The sequence below is a fragment of the uncultured Maribacter sp. genome (assembly GCF_947495965.1).
Lineage (GTDB): Bacteria > Bacteroidota > Bacteroidia > Flavobacteriales > Flavobacteriaceae > Maribacter_B.
In genome coordinates, this window is record NZ_CANMBB010000002.1 from 290,825 (window position 1) to 312,680 (window position 21,856).

Below are 21,856 nucleotides of genomic sequence, written 5' to 3' on the forward strand. Positions count from 1 at the left end.
AAAGTCAGTAAAAACATTGTTGTTTAGTTACCAACGTTAGTACTGACTATAAGTGTTTGTTATTAATTAGTTATACCGATATACTAGCTTTATAAGCCCCAATTGTCATTCCTTTATAACTTTGGAAGGTCTTGTTCAAATGACTAGAATCTGTAAAACCAAGTTCTATTGCAATTTCTGAGAATTGCAAATCGGTATATTTTAATCGGGTTTCTACAAGCTTTAACTTGTAGTTGATAATGTATTTCTTTAACGAAACATCGGTATGTTTTTTAAAATACTCACTAATATAGTTATCCGCCATGTGAAATTCTTTCGCCAAATTCTTAGTATGTAGTAAGTCTGAATTATAAATATTACTATGAATGTAATTTATGATTTGCTGAATTTTAGAAGATTTTATTTCTTTTACTTCAGAAGTGTTTAAGTATTGAATATTACGAGCAATTAAATGCAGTATTACAGATAATGAATTCTGAATGATGAAAATATCATGAGATTGTTTATTTAAATACTCTGTAGCAACCATATTTACTAAAGAAACCAAATGCGACCTGTCTGAAGTGGTTTCAAACTGCATTTCTCGTAACTCGTGACTTTCGCTATTTAAAATTTCTTCAATTTTACGAAACCAATCATTTACCGGTAATTCTTGGTTTTGTGAACTGGTATTTCTAAAAAAACTCTTTAAGAATTTTATGGCAATGGTACTTGTGGCAGTTTCTGCTTCAACAATATAAATATCATCTGGAATAAAGACAAACACACTATTTGGTGTGTAATTAACCGTTTTACCGTTTATTTTAATGCTACCACTACCCGTTTCAAAATATAAAATCTCGAAAAAACGAATGCTTGTGTATTCACAAAACGAAAAAAACGTTTGGTCTTTATACTGCTGAATTACAATATTTTCAAGTATTGTTCTTGCCATAATTCTACTGTTATTTTACGGATTTTGATTGACTTTTAAGAGCTAAAAATTTGTAAATATCACTTACTACAATGGTTCCCTCTCCTACTGCTGATACAATACATTTAACAGAACCAGAATGTACATAACCAACAGTAAAAATGGATACAAACGAATTACATACCATTACTTCACTTTAAATTCTCCGTTACTTCTAATATAAAGAACCGTTTCTTTTTCTGCTGAAATGATTGAAATCGTATTCTCTTCTGCTCCAAAATATGAAGGCGCATCTAATTGATTTTTAGTTCCCTTTTTAGAAAACTGATGTGATATTCCTCCAGAAATAACTACCGCTCTAAAATTAGGACTCAAATTTTTAATTTTTCCTTTAAATCCAGCTGGTAATTTTAAAAGAGTAGCACGCAGTTGATTCCTTTCATGACTTCCCCATAAAAAAGCAGTTTCTACGTTACTTTTTTCTGAAACCCATTCAATGTCATTAGCGTTTAACCACACCAAATTGGTTTTGTCTACATTTACAGGTCGTTCACCATTATCAAACGCTTCCGATGTTGGTTGTACTAAATATGGTCCTTCTTGTATATCTAAAAATGCCATATTATCTTCAGAATCCGCAGCCGTAATATGTGCTTCTCCTGCAGGTTGTTGCCAGTAAGATCCAGCTGGTAACCATTGTCTTTCTGCATTTTTATCGTCATTATGTAACAAACCTTTAATAACAACACCACGATACGTTATGTTATGAATATGTTCTGGCGAAGCAAAACCTTTTTTAAATTTCACTAAAAAACCAGCTGGTTCATTTTTAGTACGATCACCCCATAATTTTCCTGCTGCTGGACTTTTATCGCCGCGCAATGGATTAAGCCAACCCCATTCCACGTTGTCTTGAGTTACTACTTCGTTTACAGATTTTGTAGAATCTGTTGTTGGTGTTTGCGCACTTATAAATGGCGTTATTGCCATTGCTAATGCAATTAATAGTCGTTTTTTCATTTTAATATTTTTTTTGCCAGTCTTTCTGCCGCTAATTTTATATTTGTTATACTTTAAATTTTATGGCACATAAAACCTAGAAACCTTCTAAAACAATTTTTCCTTTTGCTTTACCTGTTTCTAAGAAAGCATGTGCTTTTCTTAGGTTTTCGGCATTAATAATCCCAAAATTTTCTCCTAACGTAGTTCTAATAGTGCCGTTATCAATTAATTCTGAAGCATTATTCAAAATATTGTGTTGTTCAATCATATCTTCGGTCTGAAACATAGAGCGTGTAAACATTAACTCGATATGCGTAGAAACCGCTTTACCTTTAAACGGCATCACATTTAATGATTTTGGGTCATCTATAAATCCAAATTTACCTTGTGGTTTAATCAATTTTGCAATTTCATCTACGTGATGTTCCGTAGCATTTAAACTCACTACATATTCTGGTGCTGCCAAGTCGTATTTTTTAAACTCTTCACTTAATTTATTTCTATGATTAATAACTGTATCTACTCCTAACTCCTTTAACCAAGAAGTAGTTTCTTCTCGAGAAGCAGTGCCTATAATATTTAGTTTTGTTAACTTTTTAGCCAATTGTACTAGTATAGAACCTACTCCGCCAGCTGCACCAATTACTAAAATAGATTTATTGGCATCCTCTTTAGAAACCTCTAATCTATCAAACAACATTTCGTATGCTGTAAGTGTAGTTAAAGGTAATGCAGCAGCCTCAGCAAATGACAAGCTTGAAGGTTTTTTACCAACAATTCGCTCATCTACAATTTGATACTCTGCATAACTGCCCGGTCGTGTAAAATCTCCAGCATACCAAACTTCATCACCAACATTAAAAAGTGAAACATCTTCGCCAACTTCTTTTACAATACCAGTAGCATCCCAACCAATTACTTTCCAATCATCCCCTTCTACCGGCATATTGGCGCGTACTTTATAATCTGCTGGATTTACAGAAATCGCTTTAATTTCAACAAGAATATCTCTTCCCGTTGCTTTTGGCATTTCTAATTCTATGTCTTGTAAAGAATTTACATTATCTATTGGTAAATTCTCTTTGTATCCTATTGCTTTCATCTAATTTAAATGTTTTTGAAATTATATTGCTGTGAAAGTTTCACTTTCTGGTAATCTAGATTTAGGTGTTTTTTCTGTTGAATTGAAATCAGATTCGGCATGATATCCTAAAGAAACAGCAACCAAAGTTGTAAATCCTTTTTCTCTTAATCCGAATTCTTTATCTAAAGCTTTTACATCAATTCCCTCCATTGGTGTAGCATCCAAACCTAAACTAGCAACTCCTAATAAAAAGCTTCCTATGTTAAGATAAACTTGCTTTTCCATCCAGTGTTGTAAGTCTTTTAAATCGTATTTATGAATGTCTGTAAATGTCTTTACAGCACCTAAGAATCCGTTTTTAACATCTTTATTTGGGAATCTTCCATCTTTATCTTCCGTATCTGCAATGTGTTGGTAATATGCATCATCTGCATCTGTTTTTACACAAAATAAAACAACTGCTGAAGCATTGGTTACTTTAGGTGCGTTAAAACTAAAAAAACCTTGTGCTCCTTTAGCAATGCGTGCTTTACCTTCTGTAGTTTCTGCTACTATAAAATGCCATGGTTGTAGGTTTACACTTGAAGGACTCATTCGCAACAAGTTTTTTATTTCAGTCATATCTGCATCAGATATTTTCTTGCTTGTGTCATATTCCTTAGTTGTATATCTCCTGTTTAAAATTTCTTTTAAATTCATCTTTATCTTTTTAATTTGTTGATTGTATTTTGTAACGACAAAGGTAAATGGAGAACAAGGTAAATATAGTGTACAATAAAAGGTGATATTGGTATAAATAAAGGTTTTTAAGAGTTGAAATCTTAAAATAATGCCAAAAAAAGAGATGCAATCAATAAAATTGCTGATTTTTAATGTCTTAATTAAATGCTAAACCTTTAATACTACAAGTTTAATTAGTGAGTTCTGTCATCTTATATGCAGTAACATTTTCTAATTTATCTTTGGAAATAATTCTGTACGCCGCAATGTGAGCACTATGAGAGTGTTTGGTTAAATATTCTTGATCTACCCATTTTTCATGAAATAAGAACAAATTAGGATTTTCATTGTCTTGGTGTAAATCATAAGCAATATTCCCTTCTTCTCCTCTCGTGGGGCCAACAAGCTTTAATAACGCATCTTTTATTTCTTCTCTAAATTCTTCTTTCACTAATATATGAACCACTAAGGTTAAATAAGATTTTTTCATAAGATGTATTAAATTGGTTCTCAAATGTAAATATTGATATGCAATAAATTAGCCAATATACCTAAAAGTTAAGTTAATTCTTGGTGGTATTTTTTGGGATGTCTTTGCTAATATCTCCATACCAAGCATATGCTTTACGTCAAAATTATTGGTGGTAAAATTGGTGAATATTGTATAAATAAAGGTTAAAATTTAATACACATATCATGTAACACACATATTAATCTATTTTTACTATATAATCATTTAAAAATAATTAAAATGCAAGTATTGGAAGCATACAAACCTTTTGAAGTACAAGAAATAGAATTAACAGATTGGAAACAACGACCTGTTAAGAACAATTTTTTTGAGTTAGTTTTAATTAAAAACGGAAAAGGAACGCAGTGTATAAACTATAATGATTATGAATACGAAAGAGGAAGTATATTTTTATTACCTCCTTTAAAATGTCATTCTTTTACTATTGAAAAATCAACCCACTTTGTTTTCTTAAAGTTTACCGATTCTTTCTTTAAAAATGTAAATAAAATAAACATTGACAGAAATGAATGGTTTAAAGAAGCATCCTACATACTATCTAACTACAACCAATTGCCTGGAGATATTATTAAAAATGAGGTGGACCGTAATTATCTTGAAAATCTTGTAGGTATGATATTGCAAGAATCTAGAAGTTATGGAGAGGAATCTGTTAGTTTAGTCACTAGCCTAATGACAAGTATACTAGAGATATTAATTCGTAATATTAAAAAGAGTAGTTATTTTGAAGCCACAAAAAAAAATTCTGATGATAGAATTACTAAAATGCTTACCTATATTAATGAAAACATTGATAAAACTGAATTATTAAAGGTTGAAAATTTAGCCAATGTTTTTATGATGTCACCAACCTATGTAAGCGAATACTTTAAAAAACAAGTAAGCATGTCGTTACGAGAATATATCATAAAAGCAAAGTTAAAATTAGTAGAAATTCGTCTTTTAAACTCTGATTTCACATTAACCCAAATAGCTGATGATTTAGGATTTACAGATGTGAGTCACTTATCTAAAACATTTAAACGTTATGCAGGCACATCTATTCGTGAGTTTAAAAATAATGGTGAATATATGTTATTAAAAAGAGGAGCTTGTGTAGTTTAATTATAAATTTAAAAGTAAATTTTTTTATTAATTTTCCGCATCTACTTTCAATTGTTCTTTTATATTTCATGTACTTTTGCAATCAAAATTCATAAATACTAATGAAGCACTTTATTTGTTCCCTACTTATAGTTTTCTTTTTTTCTTGTAATAACGATGAAAAGAATGAAACAAAAGATTATAGAGTCGAAAATGACCAAGAAATCTTAGATTATTTGAAAGCTAATAGTCTAGAAGCTCAGAAAAGCGATTCTGGTTTATATTATATAATTGACACAGCAGGATCTGGTGAAAAACCTACCTCTTCTTCTAGTGTTACGGTTGCTTATAAAGGATATTTTACTAATGGAAGTGTTTTTGACCAAAGTGACGCTAATGGAGTAACATTTGGTTTAAACCAAGTAATAAAAGGGTGGACAGAAGGGATTCAATATTTTAATGAAGGTGGAGAAGGCGTCCTTTTAGTGCCGTCACATTTAGGATACGGAAGTAGTAATTATAGATCTATTCCAGGAGGTTCTGTATTAATTTTTGATATAAAACTACTTGAAATTAATTAAGAAATTTTCTTTGAAGAATTTATGTAAGCTTCTACATAACTATCTAAGAGTCTAGACTCTTCTAATTGTTTATTTATTTTCTGTTCATAAACCTCAATAAAATTAATTGGTTGCTTTAATGTCTTCATTAATTTTAAATGAGAAATTTGGAGTAACTCTAGTCGTAATTTTATTTTATCTAATTCTTGATGCAAAGCATATGTTCTAGGTTCAAATGCATAATTATTAAGTCTTTTATTTAGTTCTAAATTTTTCTTATAACTACGTTCTATTTTCAACAAATAACTTTCTACACTTAATGTGTTTTTCTCCTCCCTAAAAACCTTTCCTAATAACATTAAATAAAATTAAAAAATTACAAATACCTTTATTCTTAGTAACAAATACAAAATTAAACACTAATTTATTTTTTAAACTATACATAACTAACAGGTAATAAGTAAATAACATCTATTTAACAAAAAAGTTAAAGAAATCAAAATAAATAAAGCTTGAAAAAACATTTAAAATTCGTACCTTAATAAAAAAGAAATTATATGAACATTAACTTTGAGTATGATGACGTAAAAGCTAGCAATCGTCTTGAAATAATGGCTGCAGAAAAATTACAAAAACTTATTTCTAAATTTGATTTTATAGTAAATGCAGATGTGTATTTTAAAACAGAAAATACATCGGATCCCAATACTGGTTTTATATGTAATATTCGTTTAAATACCCCTGGAAATACTTTATTTTCGGTTTCAAGTAATGCCAATTTTGAAACCTCAATTGCTAACTCTATAAGTGATTTAGATAGGCAATTACAAAAAAGAAAAGCTAAAATGAAAATGCGCTAGTTATAGCGCATTTTTTTCATATAATAAAAGCGATAGAATTTATTCTTCGTCTTCAAATTCTGTTTCAACAATTAAAGCTTTAGAAAGGCGTTCTGAAAAAGGAGAATCACTTAAGTCTCTAATTAATTTTTTTCTCTTTCGGTCAGAAATAGATAAAGTATCTAGAATACTTTTTTGACGATATGCTTCCACAATTCGTTGTTTCTTTTGATTTACGCGTTCATCTGCCGGAGCAACATAATCTGGCTCAAACTTAGACATCACAGTATATTTTGTAATTTTTATTTTACTAATACTTTCGTCTTGGTATTCTTTATTTTTTTCTAGTAAAGCCTCTTTTTTTAATTTTTCTTCATCCATAGTTTCTTGCGCAGATAAAGTTCCTGCAAAAACAAGACATAGGCATATTGCCATTTTTTTCATTGTTCTCATGTGTAATCTAGTATAGTGTCTACGTTAAAATTAATAAATTAAAACGTAATAGTACTAAATTTGGCAGACAATAAACCATTTATCGATTTAGACTCTTATTTTATCGACATTACAGAATATATAAAGCCTAACACAAGCGTATACTTAATCTTCAAACTTAGTATCTACTACTCTAGATAAATCTTCAGAAAAGTTCTTTTTAAATATCTTTTTTAATAATCGTTTTTTTCTTCTTTCAGAAATAGATAATGTATCTACTATTGCTCTATTCTTAGCTTGGTTAGTTTTTTCGTCTTCTATTGCTGCTAAATAATCTGGTTCAAATTTAAAAATGGAAGATTCTTCTGTTTCTTCCTTATCTTCTTTTACATTTTCAGCTGTTTCCATAGTAGGTACAACCCAAGCATCATTACTTTCTTGACTATAAGTAAATAAAGAGAAAAACAGTAATACAGTAGTAAAATTAAACGATAGGCACTTAGTCATTATGTTATTTTTTTGGAAATATACTACATTTTATAAAACCAAAAGAATACAGATAATAACTTTTAATATCTTAACAATTCTCGTAACGCAGTTGCAAATCTATTCTTACCAAGATAGTTATCTTCTAAATGTTTTGCAAAAGGTATAGGTGTTTCTATACTTGCCACTCTTTTAATTGGAGCATCTAAATATGCAAAACAATTTTCTGTCACTAGTGCAGATATATCACTAGAAACACTACCAAATAAGCTATCTTCCTGAAGTATGATTAATTTTCCTGTTTTCTTAACAGATGTATAAACAGTTTGCATATCTAATGGCTTTAAAGTTCTTAAATCAATTAAATCTGCATTAATATCGGGGTTGTTTTTTAAAGTTTCTATAGCCCAATGCACTCCTAAGCCATAAGAAACTATGGTTACATCTTCCCCATTTGTTATAATACTTGCTTTACCAAAAGGTGTAGTATAATAATCTGCGGGTACGTTCTCATTTATAGTTCTATAAAGAGCTTTATGTTCAAAGAACAAAACAGGATTAGGATCATTAATAGCTGTTGCTAGCAATCCTTTTGCATCTGTAGGAAAAGTAGGGTATACAACTTTTAAACCTGGAGTTTTTGTAAACCAAGCTTCATTAGTTTGAGAATGAAAAGGCCCTGCAGATATGCCACCTCCACAAGGCATGCGTATTACAACATCAGCATTTTGCCCCCATCTATAATGAGATTTGGCTAAATAATTTACAATAGAATTAAACCCACTACTAACAAAATCTGCAAATTGCATTTCTACCATTGCTTTCATTCCTGTTATAGATAAGCCCATAGCCGTAGAAATTATAGCCGATTCACAAATAGGAGTATTGCGTATTCTATTTTTTCCAAATTTTTCTACAAAACCATCTGTTATCTTAAAAACACCTCCATATTCTGCAATATCTTGCCCCATCATAATTAAATTATCATGAATCTCCATAGACTGTTTTAAACCTTCAGAAATAGCATCCACAAAACGAATATTTTTAACAATTGCGCCTTGAGGAATATCTTGATAATAATGTTCCTTAAAAACATCTGCTAGCTCTTTCTTTAAAGAATATCCAGAATCTTCTACTGCATTAAAACTACTGGTATTTAGTCTTATTTCGTTTTCTATTTTATTCTTAATTAGCCTTTTATTCTCTTTTGTAAGTAGGTTGTTTTTAATTAAATATTTTTCATAGTTTTCTATTGGGTCTTTAGCTTTCCACTTTTTCAGTATTTTTTTAGACACGTATTTAGTACCGCTTGCTTCTTCATGGCCTCGAACTCTAAAAGTCTTAAATTCTATTAATATAGGCCTAGGGTTCTTACGGATACTTTTAGCAAGTTTTTTTACTTTTTTGTAAACCTTTAAGATATTATTTCCATTTATAGAATATGATTCTATACCATAACCAATACCCTTATTAGCAATAGATTTACATTTAAATTGTTCATGTGTAGGTGTAGAAATAGCATAACCATTATTCTCTATACAGAATAACACTGGTAAATCCCATACTGCTGCAATATTTAATGCTTCATGAAAATCTCCTTCACTTGTACCACCTTCACCAGAAAAAACAGCGGTAACAAGCTTTTTGTTCTTTAATTTATGCGCTAAGGCTATTCCGTCTGCAACTCCTAATTGTGGTCCCAAATGAGAAATCATTCCTATAATTTTATGCGCTTGACTCCCAAAGTGAAAACTACGATCGCGTCCTTTTGTATAACCATATGTTTTTCCTTGCCATTGTGCAAACAATTTATCTAAAGGAACATTCCTTGTTGTAAAGACACCTAAATTACGATGCATAGGAAGTATATATTCATTATCCATGAGTGCAGAAGTTACTCCTACAGAGATTGCCTCTTGCCCAATACCACTAAACCATTTAGAAATTTTTCCTTGACGAAGTAACACCAACATTTTCTCCTCAATCATTCTAGGCTTAAGCATTGCAGTATACAATTGCAAGTGCTTTTCTTTGGATATCTGGTATTTAGAATAATTCATGTATATAAAACTAAATAAAATGATTATTAGTATAGTTAAATGTAACCAAAAGTACAGGAGCAACAATTATATATTACTACTTTATATAAGTTATAATTTGTAATTTGTAATTTTGAGAGAATGATTAATAAAATAAATATGAGTACCATACCAAGTGTTAATTTAAAAGAGTTTGTATCTGGAAACCAAGAACAAAAACAAAAATTTATAAATGAAATAGGCCAAGCTTTTGAGAACATTGGTTTTGTAGCTTTAAGTGGACATTTTTTATCGGATAGTTTAGTTGAAAATTTATATTCAGAAATAAAAAAGTTTTTCTCTCTAAATCAAAAAATTAAAGACCATTATGAAATTGAAGGTATTGGAGGCCAAAGAGGATACACGTCTTTTGGTAAAGAGCATGCAAAAGGAAAAAAAGAAGGAGATTTAAAGGAGTTTTGGCATTTTGGACAATATGTAGAAAACAATCCTAAATTAGAAGCAGAATACCCTGAAAATGTAATTGTTAAGGAGTTAAATGACTTTAATACTATTGGAGAAGAAACCTATAAGATGCTTGAAAAAACAGCAAAATATGTACTTAGAGCTTTAGCATTACATCTAAATTTAGAAGAAACTTATTTTGACGAATACATTAAAAACGGTAATTCTATTTTAAGACCAATACACTACCCTCCTATTACATCGGAACCTAAAAATGCAGTAAGAGCTGCAGCGCATGGAGATATAAACTTAATAACTTTGCTTATGGGTGCTCATGGTAAAGGGTTGCAAGTACAAAATCATGAAGGAGAATGGGTAGATGCTATTGCAAAACCAGACCAATTAATGATTAATGTTGGTGATATGCTCTCTAGACTTACCAACAACAAATTAAAATCTACAATACACCAGGTAGTAAACCCTCCAAAAGAATTATGGGACACTTCTAGATACTCTATACCGTTTTTTATGCACCCAATAAGTGAAATGTCATTAAATTGTCTTCCTAATTGTATAGATAAAGACCACCCAAAACAATTTGAAGATATTACTGCTGGAGCATTTTTACAGGAAAGGTTAATTGAACTAGGTTTAATAAAAGAATAAGTATATGGATTTACAGGACCAATTAAAAAATCTTTTCCCAGATCACAAACCATCAGAAGAACCAAAAAAAGAAAAAAGTACTATTTGGATGCAAGATGCTCCTATAATTTGTAAGTATGAAAAAAGAAAAGGAAAACCCATTACAATATTAGAAGGTTATACAGGTGCCGATACCGATTTTAAAAAATTAGCTAAAGAGCTAAAAACCAAACTAAGTGTAGGCGGAAGTTTTAAGGATGATAAAATTATAATCCAAGGAGATTATAGGGATAAAATAATGGCTCTCTTACAAGAAAAAGGATTTAAAGTAAAACGCGTTGGAGGGTAACCTACAATAGTATATGATGCTATAATTCTAAATTGGTTGCGTATTTTTCTGTTAAAAACTTTTTAATACTTTATTTTAAACATTACATTTATAGACTACAACCAAAATTACACTAAAAAAATGGGTTCCCTTTTACACATTACAAACGGTGATAGTTTCACTGACCGATTAAAAAAATTAAATTTAGACGGAGACATAATTACTTGGAGAGAAATGTTATGCGAAGGCAAAACCTTAAACCAAGTTGGCACTGAATCTTTTTGGAAAACTAGATATGAATTTCTTCATAAAAATTACAAAGTATCTAAATCATGGTTTGTAGAAAAAACATTAAAAGAATATCGCTCTTTATGTAATCATAAAAAAGAAGACCAAATTGTTTTGTGGTTTGAGTATGATCTATTTTGTCAGGTAAACATGCTTGCTGTAATTAGTTGGCTAAAAACACATAGAAAATATGCTCAAATATCTTTAGTGTGTTCAGGGAAAGAGGGTAAAACAGATAAATTGTACGCATTAAATGAGTTAACAGACGCAAAACTTCTTAAACTTTATAAAAATAAAACTATACTTTCTCTAGATGATATAGAATATGCAGATTATGTATGGCAACTATATTGTAGTGATAACCCAATGCGATTAGAGAATTTAACCGATTTTAAAAATTATAAATTCCACTATTTAGAAGACGCATTAAAAACGCACCTTAAAAGATTTCCGAGTATTTCTAACGGTTTAAACCTGATGGAAAATAACATTTTACAAGTAGCAAACGCTAAACAACCCTCAAGCAAAAAAGTATTTCTAAACTCTCTATTAACAAATCAAGGTAATTTTGGTTTTGCAGACACACAGTATGAAAGAGCTATAAATCGTTTAAAACCGTTATTTAGCAGCTTTAATCCTACAAAACTCACCAAAAAGGGAAAAGATATTTTAGATCAGAAAACCAGCTATTACTCTTGTATTAAAAATAATGAGGTTTATTTAGGTGGCTCTTTAAAATATAACTTTTTATACAATACCGCTACAGACAAAATTCTAAAGTTATAACATGAGTTTAGCACCTTCTGAACTTATCATAAATAAGGATGGCAGTATATACCATTTAAACATCTTACCAGAAGATATTGCTACTACTATACTATTTGTAGGTGACCAAGATAGGGTTCCTAAAGTTTCTAAATATTTTGATACCATAGAAGTAAAAAAGGAAAAAAGAGAATTTGTTACACATACAGGACATTTAAACGGAAAACGTTTAACTGTAATTTCTACAGGTATAGGTACGGATAATATTGATATTGTACTTAATGAACTAGATGCTTTAGTTAATATAGATTTTAATACTCGAAAAATTAAAGAAATACATACCCCATTAAATATTATTAGAATTGGCACCTCTGGATCCATACAACCTGATATTCCTGTAGATTCTTTTTTAATGAGTGAATACGCAATTGGTTTTGACGGGCTTTTACATTTTTACAACTCTAAAAAATCTGCCTTTACGAACCTTGTTGATGCCTTTATGAAACATACAAATTGGTCTCCAAAAAAAGCAGAGCCATACATCATAAAATACAATGAAGAATTAGGAAAAAAACTAAAATCAAATCATATACGATTAGGCTTTACTGGAACAAATACTGGGTTTTACGCTCCTCAAGGGCGAAGTCTAAGACTTGGAGTACAAGACCCTGATTTAAATAAAAAGCTTTCTAGTTTTGAATATGAAAAACTTAAAATAACAAACCTAGAAATGGAAACTTCTGGTATTTACGCTTTATCTAGCCTACTTAACCATAAAGCAGTTTCTTTAAATTGTATTCTTGCCAACAGAAGCACAGGTGAATTTTCTAAAAAACCTGCCGAAGCAATGAATGACTTAATAAAATACACTCTTAAAAAACTTACAGAGGATTGAAAACAATAAAGATTATTGGAGTACCTGAACATTTTAATTTACCATGGCATTTAGCTATTGAAGAAGGAGCCTTTCTTGAAAGAGGCATTAATTTAGAATGGACGGACATACCAGAAGGCACAGGAAAAATGTGTAAAATGCTAGAGAATGGGGAAACAGATTTAGCTATAATTTTAACCGAAGGTATTATAAAAAGTATTCATGAAGGTAATCCTACAAAGATACTTCAAAAGTATATAGGCACTCCATTACAATGGGGAATTCATGTAAGTGTAAATAGCAAGTATAATAAAATTTCAGAATTACAGAATACTAAAGCTGCTATTAGTAGATATGGTAGCGGAAGCCATCTTATGGCATATATTCATGCGCAACAACAAGGCTGGAATACTAATGAGTTAAACTTTGAAGTAATTAACAACCTTAATGGAGCAATAGATGGGTTAACAAATGGTATAGCTGATTACTTTATGTGGGAGCATTTTACCACTAAACCATTAGTAGATAGTAATATCTTTAAAAGATTAGGTGATTTTCCTACACCATGGCCATGTTTTGTAATTGCAGGAAACATACAATTCTTGGATACTCATAAAAGTTTAGTCACACACATTTTAGAAGTAATAAATACATATACTTCAGAATTTAAATCTATTCCAAGTATAGACCGTACCTTATCTAATAAATACGAGCAAAAATTAGAAGATATTCAGGAATGGTTACGTATTACATCTTGGAGCCAAGAACAGTTAGAAAATGCTACCGTAATTAAAGTTCAAGAAAGCTTAAAAACCTTAAACTTAATTCAAAATAAATTAAATCCAGAGGAAATTCTATACTAAGCTACTACTTCTTTAAAATGCTTATTTATTAACTTTTTAAATTTAATATCTGAAAGTGGCTTTTGAATATACTCATTAATATAAGGGTTTTCTTTAGCTTTACGCTTATCCTCTGCGCTATCACTAATTGTCACTAAAACAATAAAAATATCCTTCTTTATCTCTTTAGGAACAAGTTCATCATATTTTTCCAAAAATTGCCACCCATTCATTAATGGCATATTTATATCTAACATAATCATACAAGGGGTTGCTAATTTATCATCCCCTTCAAAATCTCCTTTATTCATTATAAAGTCAAGGCCTTCTTGTCCGTTTAAAGTAGAGTGTACATCAATATCAACATTAAGTTTGTTAATGAATATTGTGTTTAAAAAGTTGCTAGATTCGTCATCATCTATCAACAAAATTGAGTTCAAGTGAGAAAAGTTGCTCATTTTTTATAATTTTAAGTGTAAATAAGTAAGGTTATTTTCGAAAAATTTATTATTGTAAGAATTTACACTACTAAATTTAAGTAAAATTACCCGTAAAAACAACTACCAATCTATTTTTTTTAACATTTTTTTGTTTAGCAAAAAATTACATAGACTAAAATGTGAATTTCCAAACCAATAACCACGGTTTGCACTTAAAGGAGAAGGATGTCCAGAAACTAAAACATAATGTTTGTTCCCATCTATTAGTTTTACTTTTTTCTTTGCATAACCACCCCATAACATAAACACTACTCCTTCTTTTTGTTTAGAGAGCTCTGTAATTACTGCATCTGTAAATATTTCCCAACCTTTTTTTTGATGACTTCCTGGACCCCCCTCTCTTACAGTAAGTGTTGCATTTAATAACAAAACACCTTGTTTTGCCCAATGCTCTAAGTTACCACTTACTGGATAAGGCATTTTTAGATCCGTTTCTAATTCTTTAAAAATATTAACTAATGAAGGTGGATGTTTTATCCCTTCCTGAACAGAAAAACAAAGTCCGTTTGCCTGCCCTTTTCCATGATATGGGTCCTGTCCTATTATAACAACTTTTACATCCTGTATAGTGCAATAATTAAAAGCTGCCCAAATATTCTCTTTTTCAGGGTAACATGTATGTTCTTTGTATTCTAGAGAAACAAAAGATTCTAATTTTTTAAAATAATCCTTACTCAATTCTTCCTTTAGAATATCTCTCCAAGAGATGTCTAGATTTTCTATCATTTTAAAAAGCATATTAGTATACTTTTTAAAAATATGGAATAGCTATGAATTAATTACTAATATACTTAGCAAAATAACTATGTAATATTTTACTAAAAATACTTTTTAAAATTTAAGGTAAGCCTAAGTGTATTTATATTCAGGTTATTGCGTAAATAAATATACTATTAATTAGTCCTTTGCTGATTTAAGATATTATTTTGCTTAACACGGTATCTCAATATTTTCACATAATCAATAGCCATATTATTTTCATAATCTGTATAAGATTTTGATGCATATTCTATAGCTTTATCTAAATCTCCATTAATTTCACTACTAATGGCCATATTATAATTTGCACGACCAGCTATTTTAATATCTGGGTTACTAAGTTCTTTTTCCCATAATTCTGCGGCACCATCCCAATCACCAGCTACTGCTCTTCTATGAGATATTTTAAAATTATCAGTTCCACTCATGAAATACTCTCTAGAAACTCTAACATTTCTAGGTATTAATCTTTTAGCATATGCAATACCCACATTTCTACTATATTCTTGTACTGTTTCATTTCTATCTGCTACTGCTTCTATAGCCTTCATTGGGTTTATCCCTTTACCTCTAAAAACCATGTTTTTGGTAAATTTTCGAGTATCAACAACCTCTTTGGTATGTGGGTCGTATAGTCGCCAACCACAATTTACTTGCGTATTTAGGGTTACCTCTTGTGCAGGTACATCTACATCAACCCCTAAATTATTTGGCAATTTCATGGTAATAACCTTATAATCTGTTTTAGTATCTGTATCATAATATGCCAAAGAAAAAATAACATCTACATTATTTTCTTTGCAAAGTTTTTCTACTATATCCCAAGAAAGTGTTGCTGGAAAAACGTTTAACCCTTTTTTTATCTCTTCTACACCTTCAATAATTTTTATCTCTTCAAAACTTTTAATTACCGATAGTTCAGAAGATAAAGATGAAATTGCAGCTTCAGAGCCTTTTTTATCTAGGTTCATTCCTTCTGCAGATAAAATTTTATCAATTTTATCAAGTGTGGCATTACCTTCAGAAGGTAAACTCCTATTTATAATTCCTACCCTTTTAACATCGGATGAAAGATGAACAATAGCTGGCTCAGTTACTCCCATTGTCATTCTATTTGTAGAACCACATGCAGAAATTAAAACAAGAAAAACTAAATATGCAAGTATTTTAACGGGCTTTTTCATTAGTAAAAGTTATATAATTTTAATTTGGTTTTAGCCTAAATAGAACTTCAAAAACTCTTTTTTATTGTTTTTAGACATAGGTTATTATCCTTTCAACCCTATAAAAACACAGTATTTAGCAATTATTTTATGTCCAAATACATTTAATTTATCTAATACCTATACATTTTTAATATCAGCTTCAATGCCTACCTTTGTATTCTACCAAAATTTAAATGGAAAATATACATAGTAAAACATTACAGGATTTAGAGTTCCCCACAGTTCTTAAGCAAATTGCCGCAAGGAGTATTACAGAACTTGGCAAAGAACAAGCATTACTCATTACTCCTATTAAAGAGGAAGAAGAATTAATGAAAGTACTAGGGCAAACCTCAGAATACTTATCTTCTCTAATAAGCGAAAATAAAATACCTAACCACAGTTTTGATAGTATAAACAAAGAGCTTAAACTCTTAAAAATAGAAAATACTACCCTAGAACTTCTTGGTTTTAGAAGAATTAGTAGTATTTGCACAACAGTTAGTACACACAAAAAATTTCTTAAAAAATTTAGAGAATACTATCCTTTATTATTTAATTATAGCGAGGAGTTTGATGAAAACAAAGAAATTCCTACCTTAATAAACGGAGTAATAGATAAGTTCGGAGAGATAAAAGATAATGCATCAAACACATTATTAAATCTTCGCAGACAAATGAGCCAAGTTAAAGGCAAGATTAATCAAAGTTTTTTGTCTGCCTTAAATACCTACCAAAGTTCTGATTATTTAGATGATATTAGAGAATCTGTTGTAGAAAATCGTAGAGTATTAGCGGTTAAGGCTATGTATCGCAAAAAAATTAAAGGCTCTGTAATGGGCACCTCTAAAACAGGTAGTATTGTTTATATAGAACCCGAAGCTACATTGCGTTACAGTAGAGAGCTTAATAATTTAGAATTCGAAGAAAAAGAAGAAATTCAACGTATTCTTAATGAGCTAACAAGTGTAATAAAGCCTTATGATTATTTGCTTGCAGAGTACCAACGTTTTTTATGTCACATAGACATTACTTCTGCCAAAGCAAAGTATGCAACAGAAATGAATGCTCTTTTGCCAGAAATAAGCGATGAAAAAGAAATGTATCTAAGAGATGCTTACCATCCTTTACTTTTTTTAAGCAATAAGCTAAAAAACGAAAAAACCTTTCCGCAAACTATAAAACTACACCCAGAAAACAGAATCATTGTAATTTCTGGCCCTAATGCTGGAGGAAAAAGTATTACCCTAAAAACTATAGGATTACTACAAGTAATGCTGCAAAGTGGTTTATTAGTTCCTGTGCATGAACGTAGTAAAATGTGTTTGTTTGATAAAGTTTTAACAGACATTGGAGATAATCAATCCATAGAAAACCAATTAAGTACCTATAGTTATAGGTTAAAAAACATGAATCAGTTTTTGCGTAAATGCAACTCTAATACTTTGTTTTTAATTGATGAATTTGGAACTGGTAGTGACCCTGAATTGGGAGGTGCACTTGCAGAAACATTTTTGGAGGTGTTTTATGAAAGAGAAGCTTACGGCGTAATAACCACTCACTATGCTAATTTAAAATTGTTAGCGAATGAATTGCCTCATATTTCTAATGCAAACATGCTTTTTAATGGAAAAACCTTAGAACCCACCTTTCAACTAGTTTTAGGAGAGGCTGGTAGTTCTTTTACTTTTGAAGTAGCTCAGAAAAATGGCATTCCATATAGTTTAATAAATAAAGCCAAAAAGAAGATAGAACGCGGTAAAGTTCGTTTTGATGCCACCATATCTAAAATGCAAAAAGAACGAAGCAAAATGGTTAAAACTGGTTCTAGGCTACAAGAAGAAGAGAATAAAGCCAGAGAAGAAAATCAACGTTTAGAAGAATTAAACGCTAAAATAAAATCTAAACTAGAAAATTACCAAGAATTATACGACCACAACCAACGTATGATTTATTTAGGAAACAAAGTAAACACCCTTGCAGAGCGTTATTTTAGAGATAAGAAAAAAAGAATCTTAGTTTCAGAAATGTTACGTGTTGTAGAAACTGAAAATAGCAAACGTAAAAAGAAAACGGCAAAACAAGCAAAGGCCGAAAAAGCCAAAAAAGCAGTAACCGAAAAAGAGGTTATTGAAAAAGTAAAAGTAATTCGAGAAGAAAAAAAGGTAGAAAAGAAAAGAGCAATAATTAGAGAAAAAAACAAGCCAAAAGTTACTTTTAAAATTGGAGACCGAGTTAGATTAATTGAAAGCAAATCTGTTGGTAGTATTGATAAAATTGAAAAGAAAAAAGCTTTTATAAATTATGGTATTTTTACCACTAATGTAGATTTAGATAAGCTAGAACTTGTAGAAAGAAAAAAATAAAGATGTCTAGTCCTGCTAAAAAAATTATTTTGTTTGATGGTGTTTGTAACCTTTGCAATGGTGCTATTCAATTTATAATTAAAAGAGACACTCACAATCTTTTTCTTTTTACCCCTTTACAAAGCGAAACAGGAAAGAAACTTTTAGAAGAACGGAGAATAGACCCAAAAAATATGGATTCTATAATACTAATAGAACCCAATGTAGCATACTACATAAAATCTGATGCTGCATTAGAAATAGTAAAATATTTAAAAACTCCTTGGCGGCTTATATCAATATTTAAAGTACTCCCCATAGGTTTTAGGAATTTCGTATACGATTTTATAGCAAAAAATAGATATCGTTGGTTTGGTAAAGAAGACCATTGCATGATACCAACACCAGAATTAAAAACTAAGTTTTTAGATTAAAAGATTTAAACCCGAAATTAATACTTAAAACACTAATTTTGCACTAGTTTTTATTTTTAATTTATGGAAAAATTATCCCATTGGCTATATAATGAACTACAGAATATAGGGGTTTCTGAAGTTTGGGCAAAATACTTAAACATGTTAATTTTAGTAGTTGCCTTAACTCTAATTTTACTTCTTGTAGATTTTATTACAAAGAAAATAATAATTAATGCTTTTGGAAAACTCATTAGCAAATCCAAAACACAATTCGATGATTTTTTAGTTCGCAATAAAACCCCAAGAAATATTGCTCATATTGCTCCTATTCTTATAGCTTATGAAACTATACCACATATATTTAGAGATTTCCCAAAGTTAGAAAACATCTTATTTAAAGTAATTGAAGTCTTTGGCATTGTACTTTTCCTTTGGATTGTTCGTAGCTTATTAAATACACTAAAAGATTTTTTTAAAACGCTCCCTAACCTAAAAGATAAACCTATAGATAGTTACATACAGGTGTTTATGATATTTTCATGGGGCATTGGTATTTTATTTGCTTTTTCTATTATCACAGGGATGGAATTATGGAAGTTTCTTACCGCTTTAGGTACTGCTTCTGCTATTATTATTTTAGTTTTCAGAGACACTATTCTAGGTTTTGTTGCAAGTATACAGGTTTCTATTAATGACATGGTACGTATTGGAGATTGGATAACCTTTGAAAAATATGGCGCAGATGGCGATGTTATAGAAATTAATTTATCTACCGTAAAAGTTCAAAATTTTGACAAAACAATTACCACAATCCCAACTTACGCCTTAATATCGGATTCTTTTAGGAACTGGCGCGGGATGACTAACGCACAAGGAAGGCGAATTAAACGCTCTTTAATCCTAAAACAGGAAAGTATACACTTTTTAAACGAAAATGAATTAGAAGCGCTGAAAAGCATTAGTTTATTAACCCCTTACCTGTCTTCTAAAGATGAGGATATAAAAAACTATAATCAACAAAATAAGATTGATAAATCGGTCTTAATAAATGGTAGAAACCTTACTAATATTGGTGTTTTTAGAAAATATGTGGATTTATACTTAAATAACCACTCTGGCATAAATAAAGAAATGATGATTATGGCTAGACAACTTGCCCCTACCAGCCAAGGTTTACCTATAGAGATATATGCGTTTAGCTCGGACAAACGCTGGGAGAATTATGAATATATAATGGCTGATATTTTTGACCATTTACTAGCTGCAATACCCTACTTTAACTTAGAAGGATTTGAACTACCTAGCAGTTCTAATTTTAAAAAATAGAAAAAGGGTCTAAATATTTAGACCCTTTTTTAAATACTATTTTTAATTAGCTTTTAACGAACTTCCTCTAAATTATCATCCCAATTTTTAACATTAGGTTTTCCTAACTTTCCAACAGATTTAGCTACAACCATAGATACTGTTGCATCTCCTGTAACATTTATAACAGTTCTACACATGTCTAACGGCCTATCTACAGCAAATATTAAAGCCAAACCTACAGCAAATTTATCTGGCGGAAAACCAACCGATTCTAATACAATTACCAACATTACCATACCTGCACCAGGCACTGCAGCTGAGCCAATAGAAGCTAAAAGAGCGGTTAATACAATAGTTAATTGATCCGCAAGTGTTAAATCAAAACTTAAAGCTTGTGCAATAAAAACAGCAGCTACGCCTTGATACAAACTTGTACCATCCATATTTATAGTTGCCCCTACAGGCAAAACAAAACTAGAAACTTCTTTATCTACCCCTATATGTTCTTCTACCCTTTCCATTGTAACCGGTAGCGTTGCTGCACTAGACGATGTAGAAAATGCTAATAATTGCGCCGGACTCATTTGTTTTAAAAACCAAAATGGACTTTTCTTAGTATAAACAGCTACAACAATAGAATAAAAAACTATCATTAATAACAATCCACCAACCACAACAAGTGCATATTTTAAAAGTGCCAACAATAAATCTGGATCACTCGAAGAAACAACTACACTTGCTAAAAGAGCAAAAACTGCATAAGGAGCCGTAAGCATTATTAAATCTACCATTTTTAAAACCACATCATTCAAAGAATCAAAAAAGTCTTTTAAAGGCTGTGCTTTCTTCTCCCCAATTAACAACATACTTATTCCTAAGAAAATAGCAAAAAAGATAACTTGCAGCATTAAACTATTACTCCCCATTGCCTTTATAGCATTATCTGGAATCATATCTACTAAAAACTGTAAAGGACCTGCCCCTTTTTGGTTTGTAGCTTCATTAATTTTAGCTAATACACCACTATCCTGAGCGTAAGTATTCGTTAATTTTGTAATAGTTTCTTCAGATATGCCATCTCCTGGCTTAGTAAGGTTTACTAATACCAATCCAATAGTAATAGCAACAATAGTTGTAAAAACATAGATTACAATAGTACGTATACCTATATTTTTAAACTTAGAAATGTCTTTTAAATCGGAAATTCCTTTAATTAAAGAAGCAATTATTAGTGGAATAGCAATAAGCTTTAAAAGCTTAATAAAAATAGTTCCTAAAGGCTTAATCCAATTGGTTACAAAGCTTACACCCCAGTCCAATTGTGTCATTACAAAGCCAAAGGCAATTCCAAATAGCATACCTATTAGAATTTGCCAGTGCAATTCTAGTTTTTTCATTTAGTCAATTTTAGTCGTTTGTAAGATACCTAATTTAGACTAAAATATCC

Annotated in this window: 24 protein-coding genes; 11 read left to right on the forward strand and 13 right to left on the reverse strand. The window is 30.4% G+C overall.

All coding sequences use genetic code 11. The features are described 5' to 3' along the window. Positions 1-70: 70 nt before the first annotated feature. The 5 genes from Q0820_RS05735 to Q0820_RS05755 form a co-directional block, all read right to left on the reverse strand. Entirely contained in the window at positions 71-934 is an 864-nt protein-coding gene (locus tag Q0820_RS05735) for an AraC family transcriptional regulator (RefSeq protein WP_298485966.1), read from the reverse strand. 165 nt (positions 935-1,099) lie between these two features. Further along, positions 1,100-1,933 carry a DUF4437 domain-containing protein gene (locus Q0820_RS05740; RefSeq protein ID WP_298485967.1) on the reverse strand — a complete coding sequence of 278 codons (834 nt, stop codon included), beginning with the start codon at positions 1,931-1,933 and terminating at the stop codon, positions 1,100-1,102. Between the two features lie 76 nt (positions 1,934-2,009). Beyond that, a complete protein-coding gene (locus Q0820_RS05745) occupies positions 2,010-3,017 on the reverse strand; it encodes a zinc-binding alcohol dehydrogenase family protein (RefSeq protein WP_298485969.1) in 1,008 nt (335 codons plus the stop codon). Positions 3,018-3,038: 21 nt separating this feature from the next. Next, on the reverse strand, positions 3,039-3,698 hold the full coding sequence (gene nfsB, locus Q0820_RS05750; RefSeq protein ID WP_298485971.1) for an oxygen-insensitive NAD(P)H nitroreductase: 660 nt from the start codon (positions 3,696-3,698) through the stop codon (positions 3,039-3,041). A 211-nt stretch (positions 3,699-3,909) separates the two neighbouring features. After that, positions 3,910-4,209, reverse strand: coding sequence for a putative quinol monooxygenase (locus Q0820_RS05755; protein ID WP_298485973.1), 300 nt, complete (start codon positions 4,207-4,209; stop codon positions 3,910-3,912). 261 nt (positions 4,210-4,470) lie between these two features. On the opposite strand from Q0820_RS05755, the gene Q0820_RS05760 reads away from it, so the two are divergent. Both Q0820_RS05760 and Q0820_RS05765 read left to right on the forward strand, forming a co-directional pair. Further along, positions 4,471-5,355 (forward strand): AraC family transcriptional regulator, encoded by an 885-nt coding sequence (locus Q0820_RS05760; protein ID WP_298485974.1) that lies wholly within the window; start codon positions 4,471-4,473, stop codon positions 5,353-5,355. Positions 5,356-5,456: 101 nt separating this feature from the next. Further along, a complete protein-coding gene (locus Q0820_RS05765; protein ID WP_298485975.1) occupies positions 5,457-5,915 on the forward strand; it encodes an FKBP-type peptidyl-prolyl cis-trans isomerase in 459 nt (152 codons plus the stop codon). On the opposite strand, the gene Q0820_RS05770 is transcribed toward Q0820_RS05765, so the two are convergent. After that, on the reverse strand, positions 5,912-6,253 hold the full coding sequence (locus tag Q0820_RS05770) for a hypothetical protein (RefSeq protein ID WP_298485976.1): 342 nt from the start codon (positions 6,251-6,253) through the stop codon (positions 5,912-5,914). The two genes, Q0820_RS05765 and Q0820_RS05770, sit on opposite strands and share 4 nt — an antisense overlap. A 198-nt stretch (positions 6,254-6,451) precedes the next feature. Between Q0820_RS05770 and raiA the strand changes: the two genes are divergently transcribed. Next, positions 6,452-6,754: a ribosome-associated translation inhibitor RaiA gene (raiA, locus tag Q0820_RS05775; protein ID WP_298485978.1), complete on the forward strand. Its 303-nt coding sequence runs from the start codon at positions 6,452-6,454 to the stop codon at positions 6,752-6,754. A gap of 39 nt (positions 6,755-6,793) precedes the next feature. Here raiA and Q0820_RS05780 read toward each other — a convergent pair whose 3' ends face one another. The 3 genes from Q0820_RS05780 to Q0820_RS05790 form a co-directional block, all read right to left on the reverse strand. Beyond that, a complete protein-coding gene (locus tag Q0820_RS05780; protein WP_298485980.1) occupies positions 6,794-7,186 on the reverse strand; it encodes a hypothetical protein in 393 nt (130 codons plus the stop codon). A gap of 144 nt (positions 7,187-7,330) precedes the next feature. Next, positions 7,331-7,672 carry a hypothetical protein gene (locus Q0820_RS05785; protein ID WP_298485982.1) on the reverse strand — a complete coding sequence of 114 codons (342 nt, stop codon included), beginning with the start codon at positions 7,670-7,672 and terminating at the stop codon, positions 7,331-7,333. 62 nt (positions 7,673-7,734) lie between these two features. Further along, positions 7,735-9,711: a dehydrogenase E1 component subunit alpha/beta gene (locus tag Q0820_RS05790; protein WP_298485984.1), complete on the reverse strand. Its 1,977-nt coding sequence runs from the start codon at positions 9,709-9,711 to the stop codon at positions 7,735-7,737. 138 nt (positions 9,712-9,849) lie between these two features. Here Q0820_RS05790 and Q0820_RS05795 point away from each other — a divergent pair, with 138 nt between their 5' ends. The 5 genes from Q0820_RS05795 (at position 9,850) to Q0820_RS05815 (ending at position 13,897) form a co-directional block, all read left to right on the forward strand. Further along, on the forward strand, positions 9,850-10,800 hold the full coding sequence (locus Q0820_RS05795) for a 2-oxoglutarate and iron-dependent oxygenase domain-containing protein (protein WP_298485986.1): 951 nt from the start codon (positions 9,850-9,852) through the stop codon (positions 10,798-10,800). Positions 10,801-10,804: 4 nt separating this feature from the next. Beyond that, complete coding sequence (locus Q0820_RS05800; protein ID WP_298485988.1) at positions 10,805-11,128, forward strand: translation initiation factor; 324 nt, start codon at positions 10,805-10,807, stop codon at positions 11,126-11,128. Between the two features lie 120 nt (positions 11,129-11,248). Continuing rightward, positions 11,249-12,181 carry a DUF1835 domain-containing protein gene (locus Q0820_RS05805; protein ID WP_298485990.1) on the forward strand — a complete coding sequence of 311 codons (933 nt, stop codon included), beginning with the start codon at positions 11,249-11,251 and terminating at the stop codon, positions 12,179-12,181. A 1-nt stretch (position 12,182) separates the two neighbouring features. Continuing rightward, positions 12,183-13,055, forward strand: a complete 873-nt coding sequence (locus tag Q0820_RS05810; protein ID WP_298485992.1) for a nucleoside phosphorylase — start codon at positions 12,183-12,185, stop codon at positions 13,053-13,055. Beyond that, a complete protein-coding gene (locus Q0820_RS05815) occupies positions 13,052-13,897 on the forward strand; it encodes a substrate-binding domain-containing protein (protein WP_298485993.1) in 846 nt (281 codons plus the stop codon). The genes Q0820_RS05810 and Q0820_RS05815 overlap by 4 nt, the downstream gene beginning before the upstream one ends. On the opposite strand, the gene Q0820_RS05820 is transcribed toward Q0820_RS05815, so the two are convergent. From Q0820_RS05820 to Q0820_RS05830, 3 genes are all read right to left on the reverse strand, one after another. After that, entirely contained in the window at positions 13,894-14,334 is a 441-nt protein-coding gene (locus Q0820_RS05820; RefSeq protein WP_298485994.1) for a response regulator, read from the reverse strand. The two genes, Q0820_RS05815 and Q0820_RS05820, sit on opposite strands and share 4 nt — an antisense overlap. A gap of 102 nt (positions 14,335-14,436) precedes the next feature. Further along, positions 14,437-15,102 carry a uracil-DNA glycosylase gene (ung, locus tag Q0820_RS05825; protein WP_298485995.1) on the reverse strand — a complete coding sequence of 222 codons (666 nt, stop codon included), beginning with the start codon at positions 15,100-15,102 and terminating at the stop codon, positions 14,437-14,439. Positions 15,103-15,269: 167 nt separating this feature from the next. Beyond that, positions 15,270-16,319: a DUF6340 family protein gene (locus Q0820_RS05830; RefSeq protein ID WP_298485996.1), complete on the reverse strand. Its 1,050-nt coding sequence runs from the start codon at positions 16,317-16,319 to the stop codon at positions 15,270-15,272. Between the two features lie 215 nt (positions 16,320-16,534). Here Q0820_RS05830 and Q0820_RS05835 point away from each other — a divergent pair, with 215 nt between their 5' ends. From Q0820_RS05835 to Q0820_RS05845, 3 genes are all read left to right on the forward strand, one after another. After that, positions 16,535-18,706 (forward strand): DNA mismatch repair protein MutS, encoded by a 2,172-nt coding sequence (locus tag Q0820_RS05835; protein ID WP_298485997.1) that lies wholly within the window; start codon positions 16,535-16,537, stop codon positions 18,704-18,706. 2 nt (positions 18,707-18,708) lie between these two features. Then, complete coding sequence (locus tag Q0820_RS05840) at positions 18,709-19,119, forward strand: thiol-disulfide oxidoreductase DCC family protein (RefSeq protein WP_298485998.1); 411 nt, start codon at positions 18,709-18,711, stop codon at positions 19,117-19,119. A 63-nt stretch (positions 19,120-19,182) separates the two neighbouring features. Then, positions 19,183-20,427, forward strand: coding sequence for a mechanosensitive ion channel domain-containing protein (locus Q0820_RS05845; protein ID WP_298485999.1), 1,245 nt, complete (start codon positions 19,183-19,185; stop codon positions 20,425-20,427). 53 nt (positions 20,428-20,480) lie between these two features. Here the strand turns inward: Q0820_RS05845 and Q0820_RS05850 are convergent, their stop codons facing one another. After that, on the reverse strand, positions 20,481-21,806 hold the full coding sequence (locus Q0820_RS05850; protein WP_298486001.1) for a dicarboxylate/amino acid:cation symporter: 1,326 nt from the start codon (positions 21,804-21,806) through the stop codon (positions 20,481-20,483). Positions 21,807-21,856 lie beyond the last annotated feature (50 nt).

Coding starts and splice junctions, on each gene's coding strand:
- Q0820_RS05820 (WP_298485994.1), bottom strand. CDS start 14,334: ATGAGCAACTTTTCTCACTTGAACTCAATTTTGTTGATAGATGATGAC.
- Q0820_RS05785 (WP_298485982.1), bottom strand. CDS start 7,672: ATGACTAAGTGCCTATCGTTTAATTTTACTACTGTATTACTGTTTTTC.
- Q0820_RS05740 (WP_298485967.1), bottom strand. CDS start 1,933: ATGAAAAAACGACTATTAATTGCATTAGCAATGGCAATAACGCCATTT.
- Q0820_RS05845 (WP_298485999.1), top strand. CDS start 19,183: ATGGAAAAATTATCCCATTGGCTATATAATGAACTACAGAATATAGGG.
- Q0820_RS05780 (WP_298485980.1), bottom strand. CDS start 7,186: ATGAGAACAATGAAAAAAATGGCAATATGCCTATGTCTTGTTTTTGCA.
- ung (WP_298485995.1), bottom strand. CDS start 15,102: ATGATAGAAAATCTAGACATCTCTTGGAGAGATATTCTAAAGGAAGAA.
- Q0820_RS05770 (WP_298485976.1), bottom strand. CDS start 6,253: ATGTTATTAGGAAAGGTTTTTAGGGAGGAGAAAAACACATTAAGTGTA.
- Q0820_RS05790 (WP_298485984.1), bottom strand. CDS start 9,711: ATGAATTATTCTAAATACCAGATATCCAAAGAAAAGCACTTGCAATTG.
- Q0820_RS05765 (WP_298485975.1), top strand. CDS start 5,457: ATGAAGCACTTTATTTGTTCCCTACTTATAGTTTTCTTTTTTTCTTGT.
- raiA (WP_298485978.1), top strand. CDS start 6,452: ATGAACATTAACTTTGAGTATGATGACGTAAAAGCTAGCAATCGTCTT.
- Q0820_RS05805 (WP_298485990.1), top strand. CDS start 11,249: ATGGGTTCCCTTTTACACATTACAAACGGTGATAGTTTCACTGACCGA.
- Q0820_RS05840 (WP_298485998.1), top strand. CDS start 18,709: ATGTCTAGTCCTGCTAAAAAAATTATTTTGTTTGATGGTGTTTGTAAC.
- Q0820_RS05735 (WP_298485966.1), bottom strand. CDS start 934: ATGGCAAGAACAATACTTGAAAATATTGTAATTCAGCAGTATAAAGAC.
- Q0820_RS05755 (WP_298485973.1), bottom strand. CDS start 4,209: ATGAAAAAATCTTATTTAACCTTAGTGGTTCATATATTAGTGAAAGAA.
- Q0820_RS05850 (WP_298486001.1), bottom strand. CDS start 21,806: ATGAAAAAACTAGAATTGCACTGGCAAATTCTAATAGGTATGCTATTT.
- Q0820_RS05760 (WP_298485974.1), top strand. CDS start 4,471: ATGCAAGTATTGGAAGCATACAAACCTTTTGAAGTACAAGAAATAGAA.
- Q0820_RS05795 (WP_298485986.1), top strand. CDS start 9,850: ATGAGTACCATACCAAGTGTTAATTTAAAAGAGTTTGTATCTGGAAAC.
- nfsB (WP_298485971.1), bottom strand. CDS start 3,698: ATGAATTTAAAAGAAATTTTAAACAGGAGATATACAACTAAGGAATAT.
- Q0820_RS05800 (WP_298485988.1), top strand. CDS start 10,805: ATGGATTTACAGGACCAATTAAAAAATCTTTTCCCAGATCACAAACCA.
- Q0820_RS05810 (WP_298485992.1), top strand. CDS start 12,183: ATGAGTTTAGCACCTTCTGAACTTATCATAAATAAGGATGGCAGTATA.
- Q0820_RS05830 (WP_298485996.1), bottom strand. CDS start 16,319: ATGAAAAAGCCCGTTAAAATACTTGCATATTTAGTTTTTCTTGTTTTA.
- Q0820_RS05745 (WP_298485969.1), bottom strand. CDS start 3,017: ATGAAAGCAATAGGATACAAAGAGAATTTACCAATAGATAATGTAAAT.
- Q0820_RS05835 (WP_298485997.1), top strand. CDS start 16,535: ATGGAAAATATACATAGTAAAACATTACAGGATTTAGAGTTCCCCACA.